The organism is Clostridium bornimense (genome assembly GCF_000577895.1).
In the GTDB taxonomy this organism is placed as follows: domain Bacteria; phylum Bacillota; class Clostridia; order Clostridiales; family Clostridiaceae; genus Clostridium_AN; species Clostridium_AN bornimense.
Genome location: NZ_HG917868.1, coordinates 2,375,112 through 2,394,951, shown reverse-complemented (window position 1 = coordinate 2,394,951; position 19,840 = coordinate 2,375,112). Strand labels below are relative to the sequence as shown.

The 19,840-nt window shown below is 30.4% G+C and carries 17 protein-coding genes; 14 read left to right on the top strand and 3 right to left on the bottom strand.

Translation table 11 applies throughout. The features are described 5' to 3' along the window. Positions 1–2: 2 nt before the first annotated feature. The 11 genes from carB (at position 3) to CM240_RS16930 (ending at position 13,447) form a co-directional block, all read left to right on the top strand. A complete protein-coding gene (carB, locus tag CM240_RS10715) occupies positions 3–3,194 on the top strand; it encodes a carbamoyl-phosphate synthase (glutamine-hydrolyzing) large subunit (protein WP_044039039.1) in 3,192 nt (1,063 codons plus the stop codon). Between the two features lie 143 nt (positions 3,195–3,337). After that, complete coding sequence (locus CM240_RS10710; protein WP_044039038.1) at positions 3,338–4,138, top strand: hypothetical protein; 801 nt, start codon at positions 3,338–3,340, stop codon at positions 4,136–4,138. 4 nt (positions 4,139–4,142) lie between these two features. Beyond that, positions 4,143–4,952: a sugar phosphate isomerase/epimerase family protein gene (locus CM240_RS10705; RefSeq protein ID WP_044039037.1), complete on the top strand. Its 810-nt coding sequence runs from the start codon at positions 4,143–4,145 to the stop codon at positions 4,950–4,952. 76 nt (positions 4,953–5,028) lie between these two features. Then, positions 5,029–6,315, top strand: a complete 1,287-nt coding sequence (gene tig / locus CM240_RS10700) for a trigger factor (RefSeq protein ID WP_044039036.1) — start codon at positions 5,029–5,031, stop codon at positions 6,313–6,315. Between the two features lie 158 nt (positions 6,316–6,473). Then, positions 6,474–7,052 (top strand): ATP-dependent Clp endopeptidase proteolytic subunit ClpP, encoded by a 579-nt coding sequence (clpP, locus tag CM240_RS10695; protein ID WP_044039035.1) that lies wholly within the window; start codon positions 6,474–6,476, stop codon positions 7,050–7,052. Positions 7,053–7,072: 20 nt separating this feature from the next. Next, complete coding sequence (gene clpX, locus CM240_RS10690; protein WP_044039034.1) at positions 7,073–8,350, top strand: ATP-dependent Clp protease ATP-binding subunit ClpX; 1,278 nt, start codon at positions 7,073–7,075, stop codon at positions 8,348–8,350. Between the two features lie 190 nt (positions 8,351–8,540). Further along, on the top strand, positions 8,541–10,859 hold the full coding sequence (gene lon, locus CM240_RS10685; RefSeq protein WP_044039033.1) for an endopeptidase La: 2,319 nt from the start codon (positions 8,541–8,543) through the stop codon (positions 10,857–10,859). Between the two features lie 2 nt (positions 10,860–10,861). After that, positions 10,862–11,461, top strand: coding sequence for a ribosome biogenesis GTP-binding protein YihA/YsxC (gene yihA / locus CM240_RS10680; RefSeq protein ID WP_044039032.1), 600 nt, complete (start codon positions 10,862–10,864; stop codon positions 11,459–11,461). Between the two features lie 419 nt (positions 11,462–11,880). After that, positions 11,881–12,279, top strand: coding sequence for a hypothetical protein (locus CM240_RS17510; protein WP_156930540.1), 399 nt, complete (start codon positions 11,881–11,883; stop codon positions 12,277–12,279). 98 nt (positions 12,280–12,377) lie between these two features. Beyond that, the gene (locus CM240_RS10670; RefSeq protein ID WP_044039030.1) at positions 12,378–12,578 is read left to right on the top strand and encodes a hypothetical protein; all 201 of its coding nucleotides are present in this window, start codon (positions 12,378–12,380) and stop codon (positions 12,576–12,578) included. A gap of 44 nt (positions 12,579–12,622) precedes the next feature. After that, positions 12,623–13,447 carry a hypothetical protein gene (locus CM240_RS16930; protein ID WP_051483811.1) on the top strand — a complete coding sequence of 275 codons (825 nt, stop codon included), beginning with the start codon at positions 12,623–12,625 and terminating at the stop codon, positions 13,445–13,447. Between the two features lie 136 nt (positions 13,448–13,583). Here CM240_RS16930 and CM240_RS10660 read toward each other — a convergent pair whose 3' ends face one another. Continuing rightward, a complete protein-coding gene (locus CM240_RS10660; protein ID WP_044039029.1) occupies positions 13,584–14,495 on the bottom strand; it encodes a hypothetical protein in 912 nt (303 codons plus the stop codon). Between the two features lie 71 nt (positions 14,496–14,566). Then, entirely contained in the window at positions 14,567–14,974 is a 408-nt protein-coding gene (perR, locus tag CM240_RS10655; RefSeq protein ID WP_044039028.1) for a transcriptional regulator PerR, read from the bottom strand. 297 nt (positions 14,975–15,271) lie between these two features. On the opposite strand from perR, the gene CM240_RS10650 reads away from it, so the two are divergent. Together CM240_RS10650 and gltA are read left to right on the top strand one after the other, a co-directional pair. Continuing rightward, positions 15,272–16,144: a sulfide/dihydroorotate dehydrogenase-like FAD/NAD-binding protein gene (locus CM240_RS10650; RefSeq protein ID WP_044039027.1), complete on the top strand. Its 873-nt coding sequence runs from the start codon at positions 15,272–15,274 to the stop codon at positions 16,142–16,144. 11 nt (positions 16,145–16,155) lie between these two features. Further along, positions 16,156–17,529 carry an NADPH-dependent glutamate synthase gene (gltA, locus tag CM240_RS10645; RefSeq protein WP_044039026.1) on the top strand — a complete coding sequence of 458 codons (1,374 nt, stop codon included), beginning with the start codon at positions 16,156–16,158 and terminating at the stop codon, positions 17,527–17,529. A 174-nt stretch (positions 17,530–17,703) separates the two neighbouring features. Here the strand turns inward: gltA and CM240_RS10640 are convergent, their stop codons facing one another. After that, positions 17,704–18,921: a 6-phosphofructokinase gene (locus CM240_RS10640; RefSeq protein ID WP_044039025.1), complete on the bottom strand. Its 1,218-nt coding sequence runs from the start codon at positions 18,919–18,921 to the stop codon at positions 17,704–17,706. A 217-nt stretch (positions 18,922–19,138) separates the two neighbouring features. Here CM240_RS10640 and CM240_RS10635 point away from each other — a divergent pair, with 217 nt between their 5' ends. Continuing rightward, on the top strand, positions 19,139–19,786 hold the full coding sequence (locus tag CM240_RS10635) for a deoxynucleoside kinase (protein ID WP_044039024.1): 648 nt from the start codon (positions 19,139–19,141) through the stop codon (positions 19,784–19,786). Positions 19,787–19,840 lie beyond the last annotated feature (54 nt).

Here is a 19,840-nt window from a genome sequence, read left to right as displayed (position 1 = left end):
TTATGCCAAGAAATCAAGAACTAAAAAAGGTTTTAATTTTAGGATCAGGACCAATAATTATAGGGCAAGCGGCTGAGTTTGATTACTCAGGTACTCAAGCTTGTAAAGCAATAAAAGAAGAGGGAATTGAAACAATTTTAGTAAATTCAAATCCCGCTACAATAATGACAGATTCAAACACTGCAGATAAAGTTTATATAGAGCCATTAAAAGAAGATGTAATAGAAGAGATTATAAAGAAGGAAAAACCTGATGGCATATTAGCAGGTTTTGGAGGCCAAACAGCATTAAACCTAGCTATGAATTTAAGAGATGATGGAATCCTAGATAAGTATGGTGTTAAACTTTTAGGTACAAATGCAGATGCCATAAAGAAAGCAGAAGATAGAGAAGCTTTCAAGGATCTAATGCTTGAAATTAATGAGCCGATTCCAGCAAGTATAATAGCTACTCACCTAAAAGAGTGTGAAGAATTTGTTGAAAATACAGGATTTCCAGTTATTATAAGACCGGCTTATACACTAGGAGGAACTGGTGGAGGTATAGCTAACAATAGTGCTGAACTTAAGGAAATATGTACTAGAGGACTAAAAATGAGTCCTATAGGGCAAATACTTTTAGAACAATCTGTAGCAGGTTGGAAAGAAGTTGAGTATGAAGTTATAAGAGATGGTAAGGATAACTGTATAATAGTATGTAACATGGAAAATTTTGATCCAGTAGGAGTTCATACAGGAGATTCTATAGTTGTAGCACCTTCTCAAACATTAACAGATAAAGAATATCATATGCTTAGAAGTGCCGCTACTAAGATTATAAGAAATTTAAAAATCGAAGGTGGATGTAATATTCAATATGCATTAAATCCTGAAAGTCAAGAATATGTTGTAATTGAAGTTAATCCAAGAGTTTCACGTTCATCTGCTCTTGCATCTAAAGCAGCGGGATATCCAATAGCAAAAATAGCTGCTAAGATAGCAATAGGGTATTCATTAGATGAGCTTAGAAACTATGTAACTAAAAATTCATCAGCTTGTTTTGAGCCAGCTCTTGATTATGTGGTAGTGAAAATACCAAAATGGCCTTTTGACAAGTTTGTTACAGCGGAAAGAAAGCTTGGAACACAAATGAAAGCTACAGGAGAAGTAATGAGTATTGATAGAAGCTTTGAAGCTGCACTATTAAAGGGAATTACATCTCTTGAAGGTGGTCTTACAGCGATAAGACTTGAAAAGTTTATTTATATGAGAAAAGATGAACTTATAGAAAAAATAAAAATGCAAGATGACGAAAGAATTTTTGCTATAGCTCAGGCGATGAGACAAGGAGCTACTGTAGACGAAATTCATGAAGTTACAAAGATAGATAAGTGGTTCTTAAATGGTCTTAAAAAGATAATTAAGATGGAAATGTCACTAAAAAATAATAACTTAGTAAAGAAACCTATAAGAGAAGCAAAAGAAATGGGCTTTACAAATAAAGAAATTGCTGCATTAACAGAGAAATCAGAAAAAGAAATTGAAAGAATTTTAGAAGAAGATAATGTTAAACCTGTATATAAGATAGTTGATACTTGTGCAGGAGAATTTGAAGCAGCTACACCTTACTATTATTCTTGCTATGATTCAGAAGATGAAAATAAAATTTCTGATAATAAAAAGATTATTGTTATTGGATCAGGACCAATAAGAATAGGTCAAGGAATTGAATTCGATTATTGTTGTGTTCATGGTGTTTGGGGAATAAGAGAGGCTGGATATAAATCCATAATTATCAATAACAACCCAGAGACAGTAAGTACAGATTTTGATACTTCAGATAAATTATATTTTGAATCTCTATATATAGATAGTGTTCTAGATATAATCAATAAAGAAAAACCATATGGAGTTGTAGTACAATTTGGTGGTCAAACAGCAATAAATCTTGCAGAAAAATTAGATGCTAAAGGTATAAATATATTGGGAACAGGATTTAATGCTATCGATCTTGCTGAAGATAGAGAAAAATTTGATGAATTTTTAGCTGGTATAGGAATAGAATCACCAAAGGGATATGCGGCAACATCTGTAGGAGAAGCTTACGATGCTGTTGATAAATTAGGATATCCGGTAGTAGTAAGACCATCATATGTTATCGGTGGTAGAGCAATGCAAGTTGTTTATGATAGACCTACACTTCAAAGATATATGAGTGAAGCTGTAACATTATCAACAGAACATCCAGTATTGATAGATAAGTATATTCAAGGAATAGAAATAGAAGTTGATGCACTTTGTGATGGAGATAATATATTAATTCCTGGAATAATGCAACATGTTGAAAGAACAGGTATACACTCAGGAGATTCAATAACTGTTTATCCAGAATATAGTCTTCCAGAAAATATTGTTGAAGATTTAATTAACTATACAGAGAAGATAGCAAAAGGATTAGATATTAAAGGGTTAGTAAATATTCAATATGTATATGATGGGGAAAAAGTTTTAGTTATTGAAGTTAATCCAAGAGCATCAAGAACGGTACCAATATTATCAAAGGTTACTAATATTCCAATGGTTAAAATAGCTGTTCAAATAATGCTTGGTAAGAAGCTTGCTAATATGGAATATGGTGTAGGATTAAATAGAGAAGCTAAATTACATGCTGTGAAAGTTCCAGTATTCTCTAATGAAAAATTAGTTAACGTTGATACTTATTTAGGACCTGAAATGAAATCTACTGGAGAGGTTTTAGGTGTTGATGAAGAATTAGACGTAGCTCTATATAAAGGTTTCGTTGCAAGTAATGTAAATATATGCACAGAAGGAAATTTATTTGTTTCTTTAAGAGACGTAGATAAAGAAGAAGGCATAGATCTTGTAAAAAAATATATGGAATTAGGATTTAAAGTTTATTCTAACGATGAAACATTAAATCATCTAAGAAATAAAGGTATTGAAGCAACTGAAATGTCATTAGATAAAATTATTGATACAATGCCTGAAGGAAAGATAAATATAATAATAAATACTCCAACTAAAGGGAATAATGTTGGAACAAAAGGATTTAAGATAAGAAGAAGAGCAGCAGAATATAAGATACCTCTATTCACTTGTATTGATACCGCTGAAAGCTATTTAAAAGCTATAAAGGTTAAGAAAGTAGGAAAAAAAGTAGAATATAGGGCGATGAATGAGTATTTTGCTAAATAAATTGCTTAAAGAAAATCCAGCTGTAGCTGGATTTTCTTTAACTTTTATTAAAAAATATTGTATAATCATAAAAGATAGTATCATTTATAACGATTTATAGTATAATTAATATAATTAACAATAATACTGGGGGAGGAAATCCGATGGCGAAACCAAGTATATTTAGTAGCAATTACAGACAAGAGGTAAAAAGAAAAAGAAATAGGAGAATTGCCTTAATTATAATTATTATTTTAATAGTTACTGGTGGGGGATTGTTCATTATTAAGAAATCTGATATAAAATCTATGATACAATCTTTCAAATCACATAAGAGTGAAGTGAAAGAAAGTAATGAGTCACCAAAAGAGGCTTCAAAAGATGAAAAATCAGAAGAAAAAGAAGAAGTTGCAGATGAAAAGGAAGAAAATAAAAAAGTAGATGTAACACTTCCAAGTAATGAACAAATAACATTAGAAATAGATAAAGATAATAAAATATTATCAATAGAAAGTAATAATTCTAATTTAGAAAGTATACTTAATAACAGTAGTGACAAAGCAGTTTTATATGATACAAATGAACAAACAATGGCTTTAGTTGACAATACAGGAAATGTTACAGATATAACATATAAACAATATAAATCAACTAAGGGAAGTATTACTACTAGAGAAGGAATGCTTTCTAGCGATAGTGATTTTAACTGGACTAGAGATCCTAAATTTGCAGGTGATAATATAATAATATATACTAGTTCAGTGCCTTGGTTTAAAGATGAATTATATTTATGGAAATATGATATAGCTACAGGAGAACATAATACATTAAGTGTTCAAGGCTCTTCTTTATTTGGAGGTAAAAATGTATCTATTGATGAATATGTAGAAGGAAAAGGCTTAAAAGTTACAGTTAACAATGTTACTTATTATGTAGATGATACAGGAAAAGTTAGTGGAGAATAAAGTTATGAAAATAGGTATGTCTAGTGCATGTTTTTATCCAAATCTGTTGCTAGAAGATCAGATAAAAAAAATATCTAATTTGTCTTTTGATATATGTGAAGTATTTATAAACACTTTATCTGAGACTAAAGAGGATTTTGTAAAAAGACTAAATGAAATAGCAATAGAAAACAATTTAAAAGTTAATTCTATTCATGGGTTTTCTTCATGGTTTGAACCATATCTTTTTGATCCTTATAAAAGAAGGAGAGAAGATATGCTAGACTACTTTAAAAGTTTATGCAAAGCAAGTAAAATATTAGGTAGCAATATATATACATTTCATGGTATGAGATTAACTGAGTTTGAAAATCTTAACATTAATCTTGTTATGGATGTTATGGAAGAGATGTACTATATAGCAGGAGAAAATGATGTTAAAATTGCTATGGAAAATGTATCATGGGCAATGAGTAGCAAAATTTCATATTTAGAGTATTTACTAGAAAATTCTAAAGTTCCGCTGTATTTTACTTTAGATGTAAAGCAGGCTTATAGAGCTAATGTAAATCCACTAGATTATATATCTATAATGAAAGATAGAATAATAAATCTTCATCTTAATGATAGAGATGATGAAAATTCATGTCTTTTACCTGGTGTAGGAAAGGTAGACTTTCATGAGATACTTAAGGAATTGAAGAAAGTTGGATATAAAGGTAATGGGATTATAGAGGTCTATAATGATAATTTTAAAACTGATGAAGAAGTGATAATAAGTAAAAAATATATGGAGTCAATTGTTAAGATGGTTAATAGACGAGTTATAGAATAACTACGTTGTAATAGATAAAAAAACTATGTTATAATAATATGGTTAATAGGTAATTAGGTTTAGGAGGAAGAAAATAATGAAAACAACTTTGGAAAAGATAGAAAATAATATAGTAAAGGTAACGGTAACTGTAGAAGCAGAACAATTAACTACAGCTGTTAACGAAGCTTACAAAAAAAATGTTAAGCAATTTAATATACCAGGATTCAGAAAAGGAAAAGCTCCATTAATGATAATAAAGAAGATGTATGGAGAAGATATCTTCAATGGAGAAGCTGGAGAAATCGTTGTTAACAAGACTTTACATAACGCTGTAATAGAAAATAATTTAAAAGTTGTAGAAATTACAAATGTTAACATAGAGCAATGCGAAACTGGAAAAGAGTTTATATATACTGCAGAAATAGTTACTCTACCAGAAGTAACTCTTGGTGAATACAAAGGTGTAGAAGTAGAAAAAGCTGTAGTAGAAGTTACAGATGAAGAAGTAGAAGCTGATATAAATGCAATGAGAGAACAAAATGCTAGAATAGAAGTTAAAGAAGGAGAAATTGCTGATGGCGATATCGCTGTAATTGACTTCGAAGGATTTGTTGATGGTGTTGCTTTTGAAGGTGGAAAAGGAGAAGACTATTCATTAACAATTGGATCACATACTTTCATTGACACTTTTGAAGAACAATTAATAGGATTAAAAGCTGGAGATTCAAAAGATGTTGTAGTTACATTCCCAGAACAATATGGAAAAGAAGAATTAAATGGAAAAGAAGCAACTTTCAAAGTTGTTGTTAAGGAAGTTAAAGTTAAAGAATTACCAGAAATCGACGATGAATTTGTAAAAGAAGTTTCTGAATTCAATACAGTTGCAGAATTAAAAGAAGATACAAAGAAGAAAATGTTAGAATATAAAGAACATACTGCTAAACATGAATTTGAAGAAAAAGTTTTATCAGCAGTAACTGAAAATGCAACAATTGATATTCCAGAAGTTATGATAAATAAAGAAATTGAAGCTATGATTAGAGATTTAGAACAAAGATTAAAGTATCAAGGATTAGATATGGAAGGATACTTAAAATACACTAATTCAACAATGGATAAAGTTAAGGATTACATGAAAGAAAGTGCTGAAAAGAGAGTAAGAACTGACTTAGTTATTGGTGAAATAGCAAAAGTAGAAGAGATTAAAGTAACTGATGAAGAATTAAAAGAAAAAGCTACAGAACTTGCAAAGCAATGGGGTGCAGGTGAAGTTGAAAAGAATGCTGAAATGCTAATGAATATGCAAAAAGAATACTTAACAGTTGATATCATCAACAAAAAGGTAATTGAATTATTAGTATCAAATGCAAAAGCTGTTTAATTTTTTAGTAAGTGATTAAAATACTACATTTTGTATAAAATATATAGTAGAGTTAAAATTGCTAGAGTTAATCTGGCAATTTTATTACCTATTTAAAAAATATATAGATTATTTTGACAATGTTGTTTAAAATATATATTAAGGAGGAGGGAAATATTATGAGTTTAGTTCCTATGGTAGTTGAACAAACAAGTAGAGGCGAAAGATCTTATGATATATATTCTAGATTATTAAAAGATAGAATTATTTTCTTAGGTGAAGAGGTAAATGACGTATCTGCAAACTTAGTAATTGCTCAATTATTATTTTTAGAAGCAGAAGATCCAGATAAGGATATATGTTTATATATTAATAGTCCCGGAGGATCAATAACAGCCGGTATGGGGATATATGACACTATGAATTATATAAAACCAGATGTATCAACAATTTGTGTTGGTATGGCTGCATCTATGGGTGCATTTTTATTAGCAGCTGGTGCTAAAGGAAAAAGATTTGCTTTGCCAAATAGTGAAATAATGATTCACCAACCATTAGGTGGTTTCCAAGGTCAGGCTACAGATATAGGTATTCACGCTGACAGAATACTAACAATAAAGAAAAATCTTAATAAAATATTAAGTGAAAGAACTGGTCAAAGTTTAGAAACAATAGAAAAAGATACAGAAAGAGATAACTTTATGAGTGCAATAGCGGCAAAGGAATATGGCCTTGTTGACGAAGTAATCTCAAGGTAATAACCTAGCGAGGTGTAAATATGGCTAAAGTTGACGAAAAGAAAAATTTAAAATGTTCCTTTTGTGGCAAAAATCAAGAGGCAGTAAGAAGATTAATCGCTGGACCGGGAGTTTATATTTGCGATGAGTGTATAGAGCTATGTTCAGAGATAATAAGTGATGAGTTAGAAGATGCAACTACTTCAGCAGACTTATCTTCTCTTCCAAAGCCTGTAGAAATAAAAAGCTATTTAGATCAATATGTGATTGGTCAAGAAGACGCTAAAAGATCTCTTGCTGTTGCAGTATATAATCACTATAAAAGAGTAAATTCAAATTTATCTACAGATGATGTTGAATTACAAAAAAGTAACATACTATTTTTAGGACCTACTGGAAGTGGTAAAACATATATGGCACAAACTCTTGCAAAGTTCCTAAATGTACCTTTTGCTATAGCTGATGCTACTACTCTTACTGAAGCAGGATATGTTGGAGAAGATGTAGAAAATATTCTTCTAAAACTTATTCAAAATGCTGATTATGATATAGAAAAAGCTGAAAAAGGTATCATATATATTGATGAAATAGATAAGATTGCTAGAAAATCTGAGAACCCTTCAATAACACGTGATGTATCTGGAGAAGGTGTTCAACAAGCATTACTTAAGATATTAGAAGGAACTACAGCATCAGTACCACCACAAGGAGGAAGAAAGCATCCTCATCAAGAATTCATACAAATAAATACTACTAATATATTATTTATTTGTAGTGGTGCTTTTGATGGTATAGAAAAGATAATAGAAAAGAGAAACAGTAAAAGCTCTTTAGGATTTGGTGCTGAAATAGCATCAAAAAAAGAGAAGGCTGTAGGAGAGATTTTAAAAGATGTTATGCCAGGTGATTTGCTTAAATTTGGTTTGATTCCAGAGTTTGTTGGAAGATTACCAATAGTAGTTACATTGGAATCATTAGATGAAAGTGCTCTAGTTAAAATACTTCATGAACCTAAAAACGCTTTGGTTAAGCAGTATAAGAAGCTACTTAAAATGGATGATGTTGAATTAGAATTTAAAGAAGATGCATTATATGATATAGCTAAAGAGGCAATTAGTAGAAATACTGGAGCTAGAGGTTTAAGAGCTATTATTGAAGATGTAATGAAGGAAATAATGTATGACATACCTTCTAGAGGAGATATAGCAAAGGTAGTTATTACAAAAGAAACAATTAAAAATAAAACACCAGAGCTTATTTTTAAGGATGGTACAGTTAAACTTAAAGAAGGCAATGACGATGGTACAGAGACAGCATAATAAGTATGATAAATGATATAAATTTTGTTAACACTGTGTATATAAATAAATACACAGTGTTATTTTGTTAAGTAAGATTTGAAATATTTTATATTTATATGTATAATTAATAACACTAATAATTATTAAAAATTTATTTAATTGTAAATTATTTATTGAGCATAAGATTAATAAAGACAGGAGTGAGATTATGGAAAGAGAAAAGAGGGTTCTCCCTTTAATCCCACTAAGAGGTTTAACTATTTTTCCTAATATGGTTATTCACTTTGATGTAGGTAGAGAGAAATCAATTGCAGCACTAGAAGAAGCGATGGTGAATGGACAATACATAGCTTTGTGCACACAAAAGGATGTTAGAACAGAAGATCCTAAAGATGATGAAATTTATGAAGTAGGAACTCTTGCATCAATTAAACAAATTCTAAAACTACCAGGTGAATCTGTTAGAGTTTTAGTTGAGGGTGAAAAGAGAGTTAAGATTTTAGAATATAAACAATATGATCCTTATATAACAGTTGAAGTAGAGATTGTGGAAGATGATGAATGTGAAATAACTGATGAACATGAAGCATTAATGAGAATGGCTAAAGATCTTTTCTCACAATATGTTAAAGTAAGCGGTGTACTGCCACCAGAGGTTATTGCAAATGTTGAAGATATAATAGAACCGGGTAGATTAGGAGATGTTATCTCTTCTTATATATCTCTAAATGGAGAAAAGAAACAAGAAATTTTGGAAAGTCTTGATGAAAAAGTAAGATTAGAAAATATAATTGAGATATTAAAAAAAGAAATAGATATAATAAGACTTGAAAAAAAGTTAAATCAAAAAGTTAAGAAAAATATAGATAAAGTTCAAAAAGAGTATTATTTAAAAGAACAATTAAAAGTAATACAAGAAGAATTAGGCGAAGACGATGAAGATAAAAAGGCTATAAAGTCATATAAAGCTAAAATTACTAAAGCAAAGATGCCTAAAGAAGTAAGAGAAAAAGCTTTAAGCGAGGTAAATAGGTTAAAAACTGTTGGTGGATATTCATCTGAAGGTGGAGTTATAAAGTCTTATTTAGACTGGCTAGTAGAATTACCATGGTCTAAAGAAACAAAGGATATTTTAGATGTAGAAAAAGCCAAAAAAGTTTTAGATGATGAACATTATGGATTAAAAGATGTAAAAGAAAGAATCCTAGAATATATAGCAGTAAAGAGTGTGTCTAAATCTCCAAAAGGACCTATTCTTTGTTTAGTTGGACCTCCAGGGGTTGGTAAGACATCTATTGCACGTTCTATTGCAAAAGCTGTTAATAGAAATTTTGTAAGAATGTCTTTAGGTGGAATTAATGATGAAGCAGATATAAGAGGACATAGAAAAACTTATATAGGAGCTATACCAGGAAGAATTATATATGGATTGAAACAAGCTGGAAGTAAAAATCCATTATTCTTATTAGATGAAATAGATAAGATTAGTAATAGCTATAAAGGAAATCCAGCAGATGCATTACTAGAAGTATTAGATTCAGAGCAAAATTCAACTTTCAGAGATCACTATTTAGAAGTAGACTTCGATTTATCAAAAATTATGTTTATAATAACAGCAAATACTTTAGAAACAATTCCAAGACCATTGTTAGATAGAATGGAAGTAATAGAGGTATCAGGATATACTACAGAGGAAAAATTTAATATAGCTAAAAAATATTTAGTTCCAAAAGAGTTAAAAGAGCATGATGTTGAAGAAAAGATACTATTTAGTGATAAAGCTTTATATAGCATAATTGAGAATTATACTAGAGAATCTGGTGTAAGAAATTTAGAAAGAAAAATTGCTAGAGTAATAAGAAGAGCTATTAAGGAAATTGTTGAAGGAAAGAAGAAAAAGATAAATATAACTGTAAATCATATAAAGAAATATTTAGGTGAAGAAGTTTATAGAATAGATGAAATTGAAAACAAAGATAAGGTTGGAGTAGTTAATGGAATGGCTTGGACTGCATATGGTGGAGATACTTTACCAGTAGAAGCTGTAGCTATGCCAGGGAATGGTAAGTTAATTCTTACTGGACAATTAGGAGATGTTATGCAAGAATCAGCTAAGGCAGCATTCTCATATGTGAGAGCAAATTGTGAGAAGTATGGAATAGATGTAGATTTCTATAAAAATAAAGATATACACATTCATGCACCGGAAGGGGCAGTTCCAAAAGATGGACCATCAGCAGGTGTGGCAATGATAACGTCGATGGTATCAGCTCTTAGTGGAAGACCAGTAAGACATAATGTTGCTATGACTGGAGAAATAACACTTACAGGAAAAGTTTTACCTATAGGTGGATTGAAAGAAAAAACATTAGCTTCATATAGAGCTGGAATAGATACAATCATTATTCCTAAAAAGAATAAAAAAGATTTAGATAAAGTACCGAAAAATGTATTAAATAATATTAAGGTAATAGCAGCGGAAGAAATAAGCACAGTGCTGGAAAATGCAATTATTGGAGGAAAATAAATATGGAGATAAAAAAAGCTGAATTTGTTATTTCAGCAGTAAAACCAACAGGGTATCCAGATACAGATATGAAAGAAGTAGCTTTTGTTGGAAGATCAAATGTAGGAAAATCATCACTTATAAATACTATTACCAATAGAAGAAAATTAGTAAAAGTATCACAAACACCAGGGAAAACTAAGCTTGTGAACTTCTTTATAATAAATGATGCAATGCATTTTGTGGATTTGCCAGGATATGGTTATGCTAAAGTATCTAAAAAGGAAAGAGAAAGTTGGGGTAAGACTATAGAAATGTATCTTCATAATAGACCTCAATTAAGTAAAGTAGTTCTTTTATTAGATTGCAGAAGAGTACCAAATGAAGATGATAAGTTAATGTATAAATGGATAAGACATTATAATTATGAGCCAGTTATAGTAATGACTAAAATAGATAAATTAAATAGATCAGAAATAGTTAAAGCAGAAAAAACAATAAGAACTACATTAAATATTCCTAAGGAAGTAAAGATATATAACTTTTCATCTCTTAAAAAATTAGGAAAAGAAGAGCTTACAGATAAATTATTAGAAGATATAGCAGAACCGCTAAATGATTAAAATTTTATAGAGACTTATCAAAAGGGAGCTGTTGCACGAGAGTGTGGCAGCTCCCTTTTGATAAGTGCACAGGTAAATTTATTTAAAAACACTTAACTATAATAGTTTTATATATGTATTTGATGTATAAATACATAGTCTATATAATAAAATTCCTCTCAAAGAGGAATTTTCACCTTAATTGTGAATTGCGCTTTGTGAATTATGAATTAGTATAAGCGCTATGTCACAATCTTTGAGATTATGACACGTTCTATGCAGGATTATAATGTTTTTCACCAAGAAAAATCGCCATAATTATTAAATGTGTATTAAGAAATTAAAAATCTAAATCTATTTTGTGTGTCAAAGTGAACTGCCAATCATACTATATACTATAGATTTAAATAAAACAAAGTATCTTAGGGAGGTTAAATAACATGAATGGATTTGGAAATTGTGGCGGTAACTGTGGAGGTAACATGAACAATTCTTGGTGGTGGATCATTTGGATCATATTAATATTTAGCTGTGGCGGATGTGGCAATGGCTTCGGAGGCTTCGGCGGAGGAGGATATAACAATATGGGATGCTGTGATTGTTGTTGCAGAAAGAAGAAAAACCGTGATTGCTGCTGTTGTTGCAACAACATGGGATATGGATCAGGATTTGGAAACGGATGTGGAGGCTTCGGCGGTAATGGCAGCTGGTGGTGGATCTGGATCTTATTAATATTCTTCTGTGGTTTTGGCAATAATTGTGGAAACAACTGTGGAAATAATTGCGCTCCTGTAGCTTATTATCCAGTATCTCCAGTATCAGATGATTGCTGCTGTTAAGATTAAATAGGAGGGATATCCCTCCTATTGAACATAAAAGTGTTATCACTTTATGTAAACATTAAGAAGTAATGTAAAGAACTTGGAGGTGACTTGTAATGGGTCTAGGATGCACAAATCAATGTTTTAGCAGTAATATAGTATGCTTAAATGGACAAAAGTACTATATAAATCCTTCATATCCTGTATATGTAGCTGCAAATAATAATTGTGGAGGAAATTGTGGTTGTTGTGGACAAAACAATGGTAATTTTGACTTATTTGCTTTATTACTATTGGGATTCCCTTTCTTTTTCTAATAAAAAATATGGGGGCTATGCCCCCAGAATTATAGAGGTGTGATATGGGAAGGCATAGAAGTAGACATAGTAGGCCTGGAAATGGACCTAATTTTATGGATTTTTTAGCTGGATTAACTGGAAATGGTGGAAACTCAAATGGTAATAATATGGGAGATATCATGAATATGATGCAGGGAAACAATGGTGGAAATGGTGGAAACGGTGGAAACAATGATATGATGAATATGCTATCAAGTATGATGGGGTCACAAGGGAATAACGGTGGAGGATCAGGTGATTTAATGAGTATGTTTTCTAACGTAATGAATCAAAATCCTATGCAAAATTTATCTGGAGGAGGCAATCCACTAGCATCAATGATGGGAGGAGGCAATCCATTAGCATCAATGATGGGAGGAGGCAATCCACTAGCATCAATGATGGGAGGAGGTAATCCGCTAGCATCAATGATGGGAGGAGGTAATCCATTGGCATCAATGATGGGAGGATTATTTAACAACAATTCATCACCGATGATGGGCCAAGGACCGATGCAACCACCAATGCAAGGATCAATGCAACCACCACCAATGGGTCAGCCACCAATGGGACAACCAATGTACAGACAACATATGCCCAATTATAGACAAAAGCCAACAAACAATAATACAAGAAAACCGGCACAATCTATGGCTGAGAATAAACAACCTAATAATAATGTTGCTGGGGAAGCTGTAGTAGAGAAATTTGAAGATGTAGAGATAAAAAATGTGAATAAGGGAGAAGATATCATATATTTATTAAAGATACTTTCCAGATTTGTTACTCCTGATAGAGGGAAGATTTTAAAAGAAATGATTTCATATTATGAAGAAAGTAAAAGATAATGTATAAAAACTTAAATAGTTGGCAATATTATAAATACATTGAAGTTTTATCAATGTGTAAGTAATAAATTACTTACTAAACCCCCCATCCCCCTTGGGACCATAATGGTCCCATTTTTATTTTTTGAGGTCAAATTTAGCTAAGAGATATAAGTTTAATTTTATAGCAATAAGGTGAAGTAAGTTTATCATCTAAGTCTAGAATTATATTAAAATTATATAAGGTATCATTAGTAGTATCTTCTTTAGTATGAAAAGATAAGCACCATTTTATAGACGATAATTGGCCATCCTTATTATACTTTAAATCAGAGAAAGAACCTTTATCAAATATAAGATGAGTATTACTGTCTAAAGATTCAAAGGCATTATAACTTTCACCTCTAAAATCATGAGATATAAGAGATAAATCCATAGGAGTATTCTCGTAATACATATTTTCTATGTAAGATATAAGAGCAGATATTGTGTCCTTTCCAAAAATGTAATCGGAATTTATATTTAATTTTTTTTCTTCTCCGTTAATTAATAAATATGTAGATAATATAAGATCATTTTCTTTTTTTTCACCGATAGTTAAAAGAGGAGTTCTATTATTAGTTGAATTTGATATACCAACGATAGTACCCTCTTTAGAAAATATTTTATTCATTTTTCCTTCTGAAGATGAAAAAATCTCTATTTTTGAATTTGATTTATTATGTACATTTACAATAACTTCTGGAATAGAATTTCTTGTTAAGTCACAAAAAAATAGATCCATAGACTTGAAATAAGAAGTTTTAGAAAGTTTGTTTAAACATTCTTCTTTGTTATCATATTTTATTAAGATTCCCACATCATCGCCATCATTTACCCTAGATAATTCTTCTTTTTTACCATCTCCATTTATATCTATAGTTGTAGAAGTAATTAAATTATCTACATAAGTAGAAGATTCTTCAGTTGGTTTGGTTATTATGTATATAGAGAATAAAATTGAAATAAGTATAGCAAAGGTGATTATAAATAATGTTTCTTTTTTTATAAATAAAATTCTAAATTTCATATGTATACCTCCTCGTATAATAAAGTTTATGAAGGAGACATAAAAAAAATAACCTCATTATTTAAATGAGGTTATTTACAGTCCTTACAAATTCCAAACATATATATTTTACTTCCTAAAATTTCATAGTCCGTATATTCATTTGCTTTAATCATTATATCATCAAGTGGCATTCCACAGATATCATCTACTTTACCACAGGTTAAACATTGAATATGTGGATGAGCATTTATAGTAGCATCATATCTAAAACTACCTTCTCCTACATTTAGTTCTTGGATAAGATTAACTTCAGTAAGAGTTTTTAAAGCTTTATATACAGTAGCAAGGCTCATAGTAGGATAATCTGGTTGTAGTGCTTTATAAATAGTTTCAGCTGATGGATGTTCGTTAGTAGAACATAAATATTTATATACGGCTATTCTTTGAGGAGTAAGTTTAAGTTTCTTTTCTTTAAATACGGCAGATATATTCTCCATAGTTAACACTCCTATTATCTAATTAATAATATTATACAATAATTATTATTATTCTATTTAATTAATAATATTATACAATAATAATTATCACTTGTAAACTTATTTAAAATCATATCTACACTAATATAACAAATTTACCTAAAAATATCTATAAAAAAATAGTAATCTACAAAGAGAAATGGTATATTTAAATTTATTCTTGAAATGGAATAAGATGTCTTATAAAATAAAATATAGTATATAAAATTATGGAAGAATATTTGGATATTTTTTTACGGGAAATATGGAGGGAAACATATGTATGAAATAGTTAAGAAAATAGAATTAGCACCAAAAATTTTTTTAATGGATGTAAAAGCTCCAAAGGTAGCAAAAGCTGCAAAGCCGGGGCAATTTATTATTCTTATTGTTGATGAGAAAGGTGAAAGAATACCGCTTACAATATGTGATTATGATTTAGATAAAGGTACAGTTACTATAGTTATTCAAGCTGTAGGATACTCAACTAATAAGATAGTATCTTTAAAAGAAGGGGATTTCATTAATGACTTTGCAGGTCCTTTGGGAAGACCATCTGAATTTATAAATGAAGAAATAAATAAGTTAAAAGATAAAAAGATTTTATTTGTAGCTGGTGGAGTTGGGGCTGCACCAGTATATCCTCAAGTAAAATGGTTAAGTGAAAGAGGCATAAAAACAGATGTAATAATTGGGGGTAGAAGTAAGGAGTTTGTAATACTAGAAGATGAAATGAAGAAGTTAGGTGCAAATGTATATCCTTGTACTGATGACGGAAGTTATGGCTTTAATGGAAGAGTTACAGATAAAATAAAAGATCTAGTGGATAATGGGAATAACTATGATGAAGTTATAGCTATTGGACCAATGATAATGATGAAATTTGTATGTAGCTTAACAAAAGAATTAGGTATATCAACTATAGTATCTTTAAATACTCTTATGGTAGATGGAACAGGAATGTGTGGTGCTTGTAGGGTAACTGTAGGAAATGAAACAAAATTTGCTTGTGTTGATGGTCCTGAATTTGATGGACATCTTGTGGATTTTGATGAAGCTATGAAAAGACAAGCTATATATAAAACAGAAGAAGGACAAAAATTAGCTAAGGCAGAAAAAGATCATACTTGTACTTGTAAGAAAAACATTTAGGGGGTATTTATATGAAGTTAAATAGGGTGCCAGTAAGAGAACAAGATCCAAAAGAAAGATCAACTAATTTTGAAGAAGTTTGCTTGGGATATAATGAAGAAGAGGCTATTGAAGAAGCAAATAGATGTTTAGGGTGTAAGAAACCTATGTGCGTAACAAAGTGTCCAGTATCAGTAGGAATTCCAGAATTTATTGCGCAAGTAAAAGAAGGAAAATTTGAAGAAGCATCTAAAATTTTAAATAAATACACTGCACTACCATCTGTATGTGGGAGAGTATGTCCACAAGAAGTTCAATGTGAATCTAAGTGTGTATTAGGAATTAAAGGTGAGGCAGTATCTATAGGTAAACTAGAAAGATTTGTTGGAGATTGGGCAAGAGAACATAGTGTAGAATTATCATCTAAGAAAGAATCTAACGGGAAAAAAGTAGCAATAATAGGTTCAGGGCCATCTGGATTAACATGTGCTGGGGATTTAGCAAAAGAAGGCTTTGATGTTACTATATTTGAAGCTCTTCATGAACCAGGAGGAGTTTTAGTATATGGTATTCCTGAATTTAGATTACCAAAAGATACAGTAGTAAAAAATGAAATTGAAAATTTAAAGAAAATTGGAGTAAAAATTGAGACTAATGTTTTAGTTGGAAGAACTATAACAATAGACGAGCTTATAGATCAAGGATTTGAAGCGGTATTTATAGGATCAGGAGCTGGACTACCAAGATTTATGGGGATACCAGGAGAAAATGCCAATGGTGTATTCTCAGCTAATGAATTTTTAACAAGAAATAATTTGATGAAAGCATTTAAAGAGGATTATGATACCCCGATAGTTAAAGGTGGAGTTGTAGCAGTTGTTGGTGGCGGAAATGTTGCAATGGATGCAGCGAGAACTGCTAAAAGACTTGGTGCTGAAGTTCATATTATATATAGAAGAGGTGAAGAAGAACTTCCAGCTAGAAAAGAAGAAGTTCATCATGCTAAAGAAGAAGGAATAATTTTTGATGTTTTAACAAACCCTGTAGAGATAATTCAAAATGAACAAGGTTGGGTTTCAGGGATAAAATGTGTAAAGATGGAATTGGGAGAACCAGATGAATCTGGAAGAAGATCACCAAAGCCAATTGAAGGATCAGAATTTGTAATGGATGTTAATACTGTAATAATGAGTTTAGGAACACTTCCAAGTTCATTAATTCCAAGTACTACAGAAGGTTTAGAAGTAAACAAGAGAAAATGTATAGTAGTCCATGAAGAAACAGGAGAAACAACAAGAGAAAATGTATATGCTGGAGGAGATGCTGTAACAGGAGCAGCAACTGTAATATTAGCAATGGGAGCAGGAAAAACTGCAGCAAAAGCAATAATAGAAAAACTAGGATAATAGTTCACAGTTGGGTAGGAAATTCCTACGGAATTTCTGAGATAATAGTTTTTATAATGAAAATGAAATCTAATAAAAAATGCTCATGATTATAAAGTAGTATGATCATGAGCATTTTTCATATACAATTTTAAATTTTCCTGCAAGGAAAATTCACAAAAGCTGTGCACTGTCTTATCTTATTAATGAAAACTTAGGCATTCCAAGCTCAGTATAAATACTTGGCTCTCCTTGAACTAAAGGTCTAACATATTCAATAGCATCTTCAGTAACATGATTATGAGCTTCATTTATCCAGTTAGTTGGGAAATATTTAATTTTATTAGCTATTTCGCATACTGGAACTGCAGATGTTGTGGAAACATAAGGAGCATTATTCACTCTTTTTATTGCTACCATTATTCCAGTTTCACCATCTATAGAATAATTAATGGCATCTCTTCCGACCATATGAGCTTCTTCTATATCTCTATCAGATGCACAGTGCATAGCACATCTTTGTATAACTCCAAGTTCTAAGGTTTTAACTCTAGATGTTATACCTGCATTTATGATTAGTTCTTTAAGGGTATTACATACACCACCTAATTGAGCATGGCCAAAATTATCATGAGATGAAGTTGGTTGTGTATCAGCTATAAATACTCCTTCAGAATTTTTAATACCTTCAGATGCAACAATATATACTTGATTTTGTTCTTCAAATTTAGCTCTAACGTCTTCTAGAAATTTATCAACGTCAAAAGCTACTTCTGGAAGATATATAAAGTCAGCTACAGGTTTACCTCCTATTTGAGCTAGAGCAGCAGAAGCAGCAAGCCAACCAGTATCTCTTCCCATAGTTTCTAAGATGAATATACCATTATTAGTATATACAGATGAGTCAAGATAAGTTTCAAGAGTAGTTGTTGCAATTATTTTTGCTGCAGATCCAAAACCAGGAGTATGATCAGTTATGTAAAGATCATTATCAATAGTTTTAGGAACACCAATAAATTTTATATCAGAATTAATAATTTCTGCATATTTAGAAAGCTTATCTACAGTGTCCATGGAGTCATTACCACCAACATAGAAAAATGTAGTAATATTCATAGAAGTTAATAAGTCAAATAATTTATTATATTCAGTAGGATTTTCTTCTGGGCTCTTTAGTTTATATCTACAAGACCCAAGTCCAGATGAAGGCGTATACTTTAGGTTATGTAATGTAGCATAATCCATCTCTGATAGATTCCTAATATCACCTCTTAAAATACCTTCAATACCATTTAAGCCGCAATAAACATTATTGTAATATTGAGTTTTTAAATTTTCGTCAAATATCCCGATAACTGAAGAATTAATAACAGCAGTTGGGCCACCTGATTGGGCAACGATGCAGTTTCTCATAGGAACACTTCTCCTTCTAACTATTTTATTCTTGAAATTTCGTGAAAAATCATATTAATTATACTATAATGCAATATTATATTAAAGGCTTTTGAAGATAGAATGATAAAGTATATTTATGTGAAATAAAAATATACTTGAAAATAGTTGTGTATTTTGTAATAATAAAAGAACTGATTTTGTAATAAATAAATCGTCGTAGTAGGGGAGCAAAATTATGAGATATAAAGAATATTTAAAAAAGATAGAGGGAAAGGAATCTTGGCCAATGATAGTAGTAGATGGAGTAGTTGGTGTTGGTAAAACTACACTTATGAATATTTTAGTAGAGGAACTGGGATATACAGCATTTTTGGAACCAGTGGTGGACAACCCTATATTAGATAAATTTTATTATGATAGAAAAAGATATTCATTTCCACTTCAAATATTTTTTCTAAATAATAGATTTAGAGCTATAAAAGAAGCTTCTTTAATAGATAAGGCGGTATTAGATAGAAGTATCTATGGAGATTTAATTTTTGCAAAGTTATTAATGGAAAATAATGAAATGGATGAAGAAGAATATAATATCTATACGGATTTATTTGAAAATATGGCAGAACATTTATGTCCTCCTAAACTTATGATTTATTTAGAAACTAGTGTTGATGATGCTATAAAAAAAATTAATAAAAGAGGTAGAGAGTACGAAAAGGTAGTAGAAAAAGATTATTGGTTAAGATTAAATGAGCAATATGCAGAATATTTTAGGGATTATAATATATCGCCTCTTTTAAAAATTAATGTAGATAATTTAGATTTTGAGAATAATCCTAAAGATAGAGAATATGTATTAAATTTAATAAGAGAAGCTTTAAAGTAATCATAGGATATGTAGAACTTTCTACATATCTTTTTTTATATCTTAGCTTAGAGA

What these genes read in the sequence shown, in the direction of transcription:
- carB (WP_044039039.1), top strand. Translation starts at nt 3, where the DNA reads ATGCCAAGAAATCAAGAACTAAAAAAGGTTTTAATTTTAGGATCAGGA.
- CM240_RS10710 (WP_044039038.1), top strand. Translation starts at nt 3,338, where the DNA reads ATGGCGAAACCAAGTATATTTAGTAGCAATTACAGACAAGAGGTAAAA.
- CM240_RS10705 (WP_044039037.1), top strand. Translation starts at nt 4,143, where the DNA reads ATGAAAATAGGTATGTCTAGTGCATGTTTTTATCCAAATCTGTTGCTA.
- tig (WP_044039036.1), top strand. Translation starts at nt 5,029, where the DNA reads ATGAAAACAACTTTGGAAAAGATAGAAAATAATATAGTAAAGGTAACG.
- clpP (WP_044039035.1), top strand. Translation starts at nt 6,474, where the DNA reads ATGAGTTTAGTTCCTATGGTAGTTGAACAAACAAGTAGAGGCGAAAGA.
- clpX (WP_044039034.1), top strand. Translation starts at nt 7,073, where the DNA reads ATGGCTAAAGTTGACGAAAAGAAAAATTTAAAATGTTCCTTTTGTGGC.
- lon (WP_044039033.1), top strand. Translation starts at nt 8,541, where the DNA reads ATGGAAAGAGAAAAGAGGGTTCTCCCTTTAATCCCACTAAGAGGTTTA.
- yihA (WP_044039032.1), top strand. Translation starts at nt 10,862, where the DNA reads ATGGAGATAAAAAAAGCTGAATTTGTTATTTCAGCAGTAAAACCAACA.
- CM240_RS17510 (WP_156930540.1), top strand. Translation starts at nt 11,881, where the DNA reads ATGAATGGATTTGGAAATTGTGGCGGTAACTGTGGAGGTAACATGAAC.
- CM240_RS10670 (WP_044039030.1), top strand. Translation starts at nt 12,378, where the DNA reads ATGGGTCTAGGATGCACAAATCAATGTTTTAGCAGTAATATAGTATGC.
- CM240_RS16930 (WP_051483811.1), top strand. Translation starts at nt 12,623, where the DNA reads ATGGGAAGGCATAGAAGTAGACATAGTAGGCCTGGAAATGGACCTAAT.
- CM240_RS10660 (WP_044039029.1), bottom strand. Translation starts at nt 14,495, where the DNA reads ATGAAATTTAGAATTTTATTTATAAAAAAAGAAACATTATTTATAATC.
- perR (WP_044039028.1), bottom strand. Translation starts at nt 14,974, where the DNA reads ATGGAGAATATATCTGCCGTATTTAAAGAAAAGAAACTTAAACTTACT.
- CM240_RS10650 (WP_044039027.1), top strand. Translation starts at nt 15,272, where the DNA reads ATGTATGAAATAGTTAAGAAAATAGAATTAGCACCAAAAATTTTTTTA.
- gltA (WP_044039026.1), top strand. Translation starts at nt 16,156, where the DNA reads ATGAAGTTAAATAGGGTGCCAGTAAGAGAACAAGATCCAAAAGAAAGA.
- CM240_RS10640 (WP_044039025.1), bottom strand. Translation starts at nt 18,921, where the DNA reads ATGAGAAACTGCATCGTTGCCCAATCAGGTGGCCCAACTGCTGTTATT.
- CM240_RS10635 (WP_044039024.1), top strand. Translation starts at nt 19,139, where the DNA reads ATGAGATATAAAGAATATTTAAAAAAGATAGAGGGAAAGGAATCTTGG.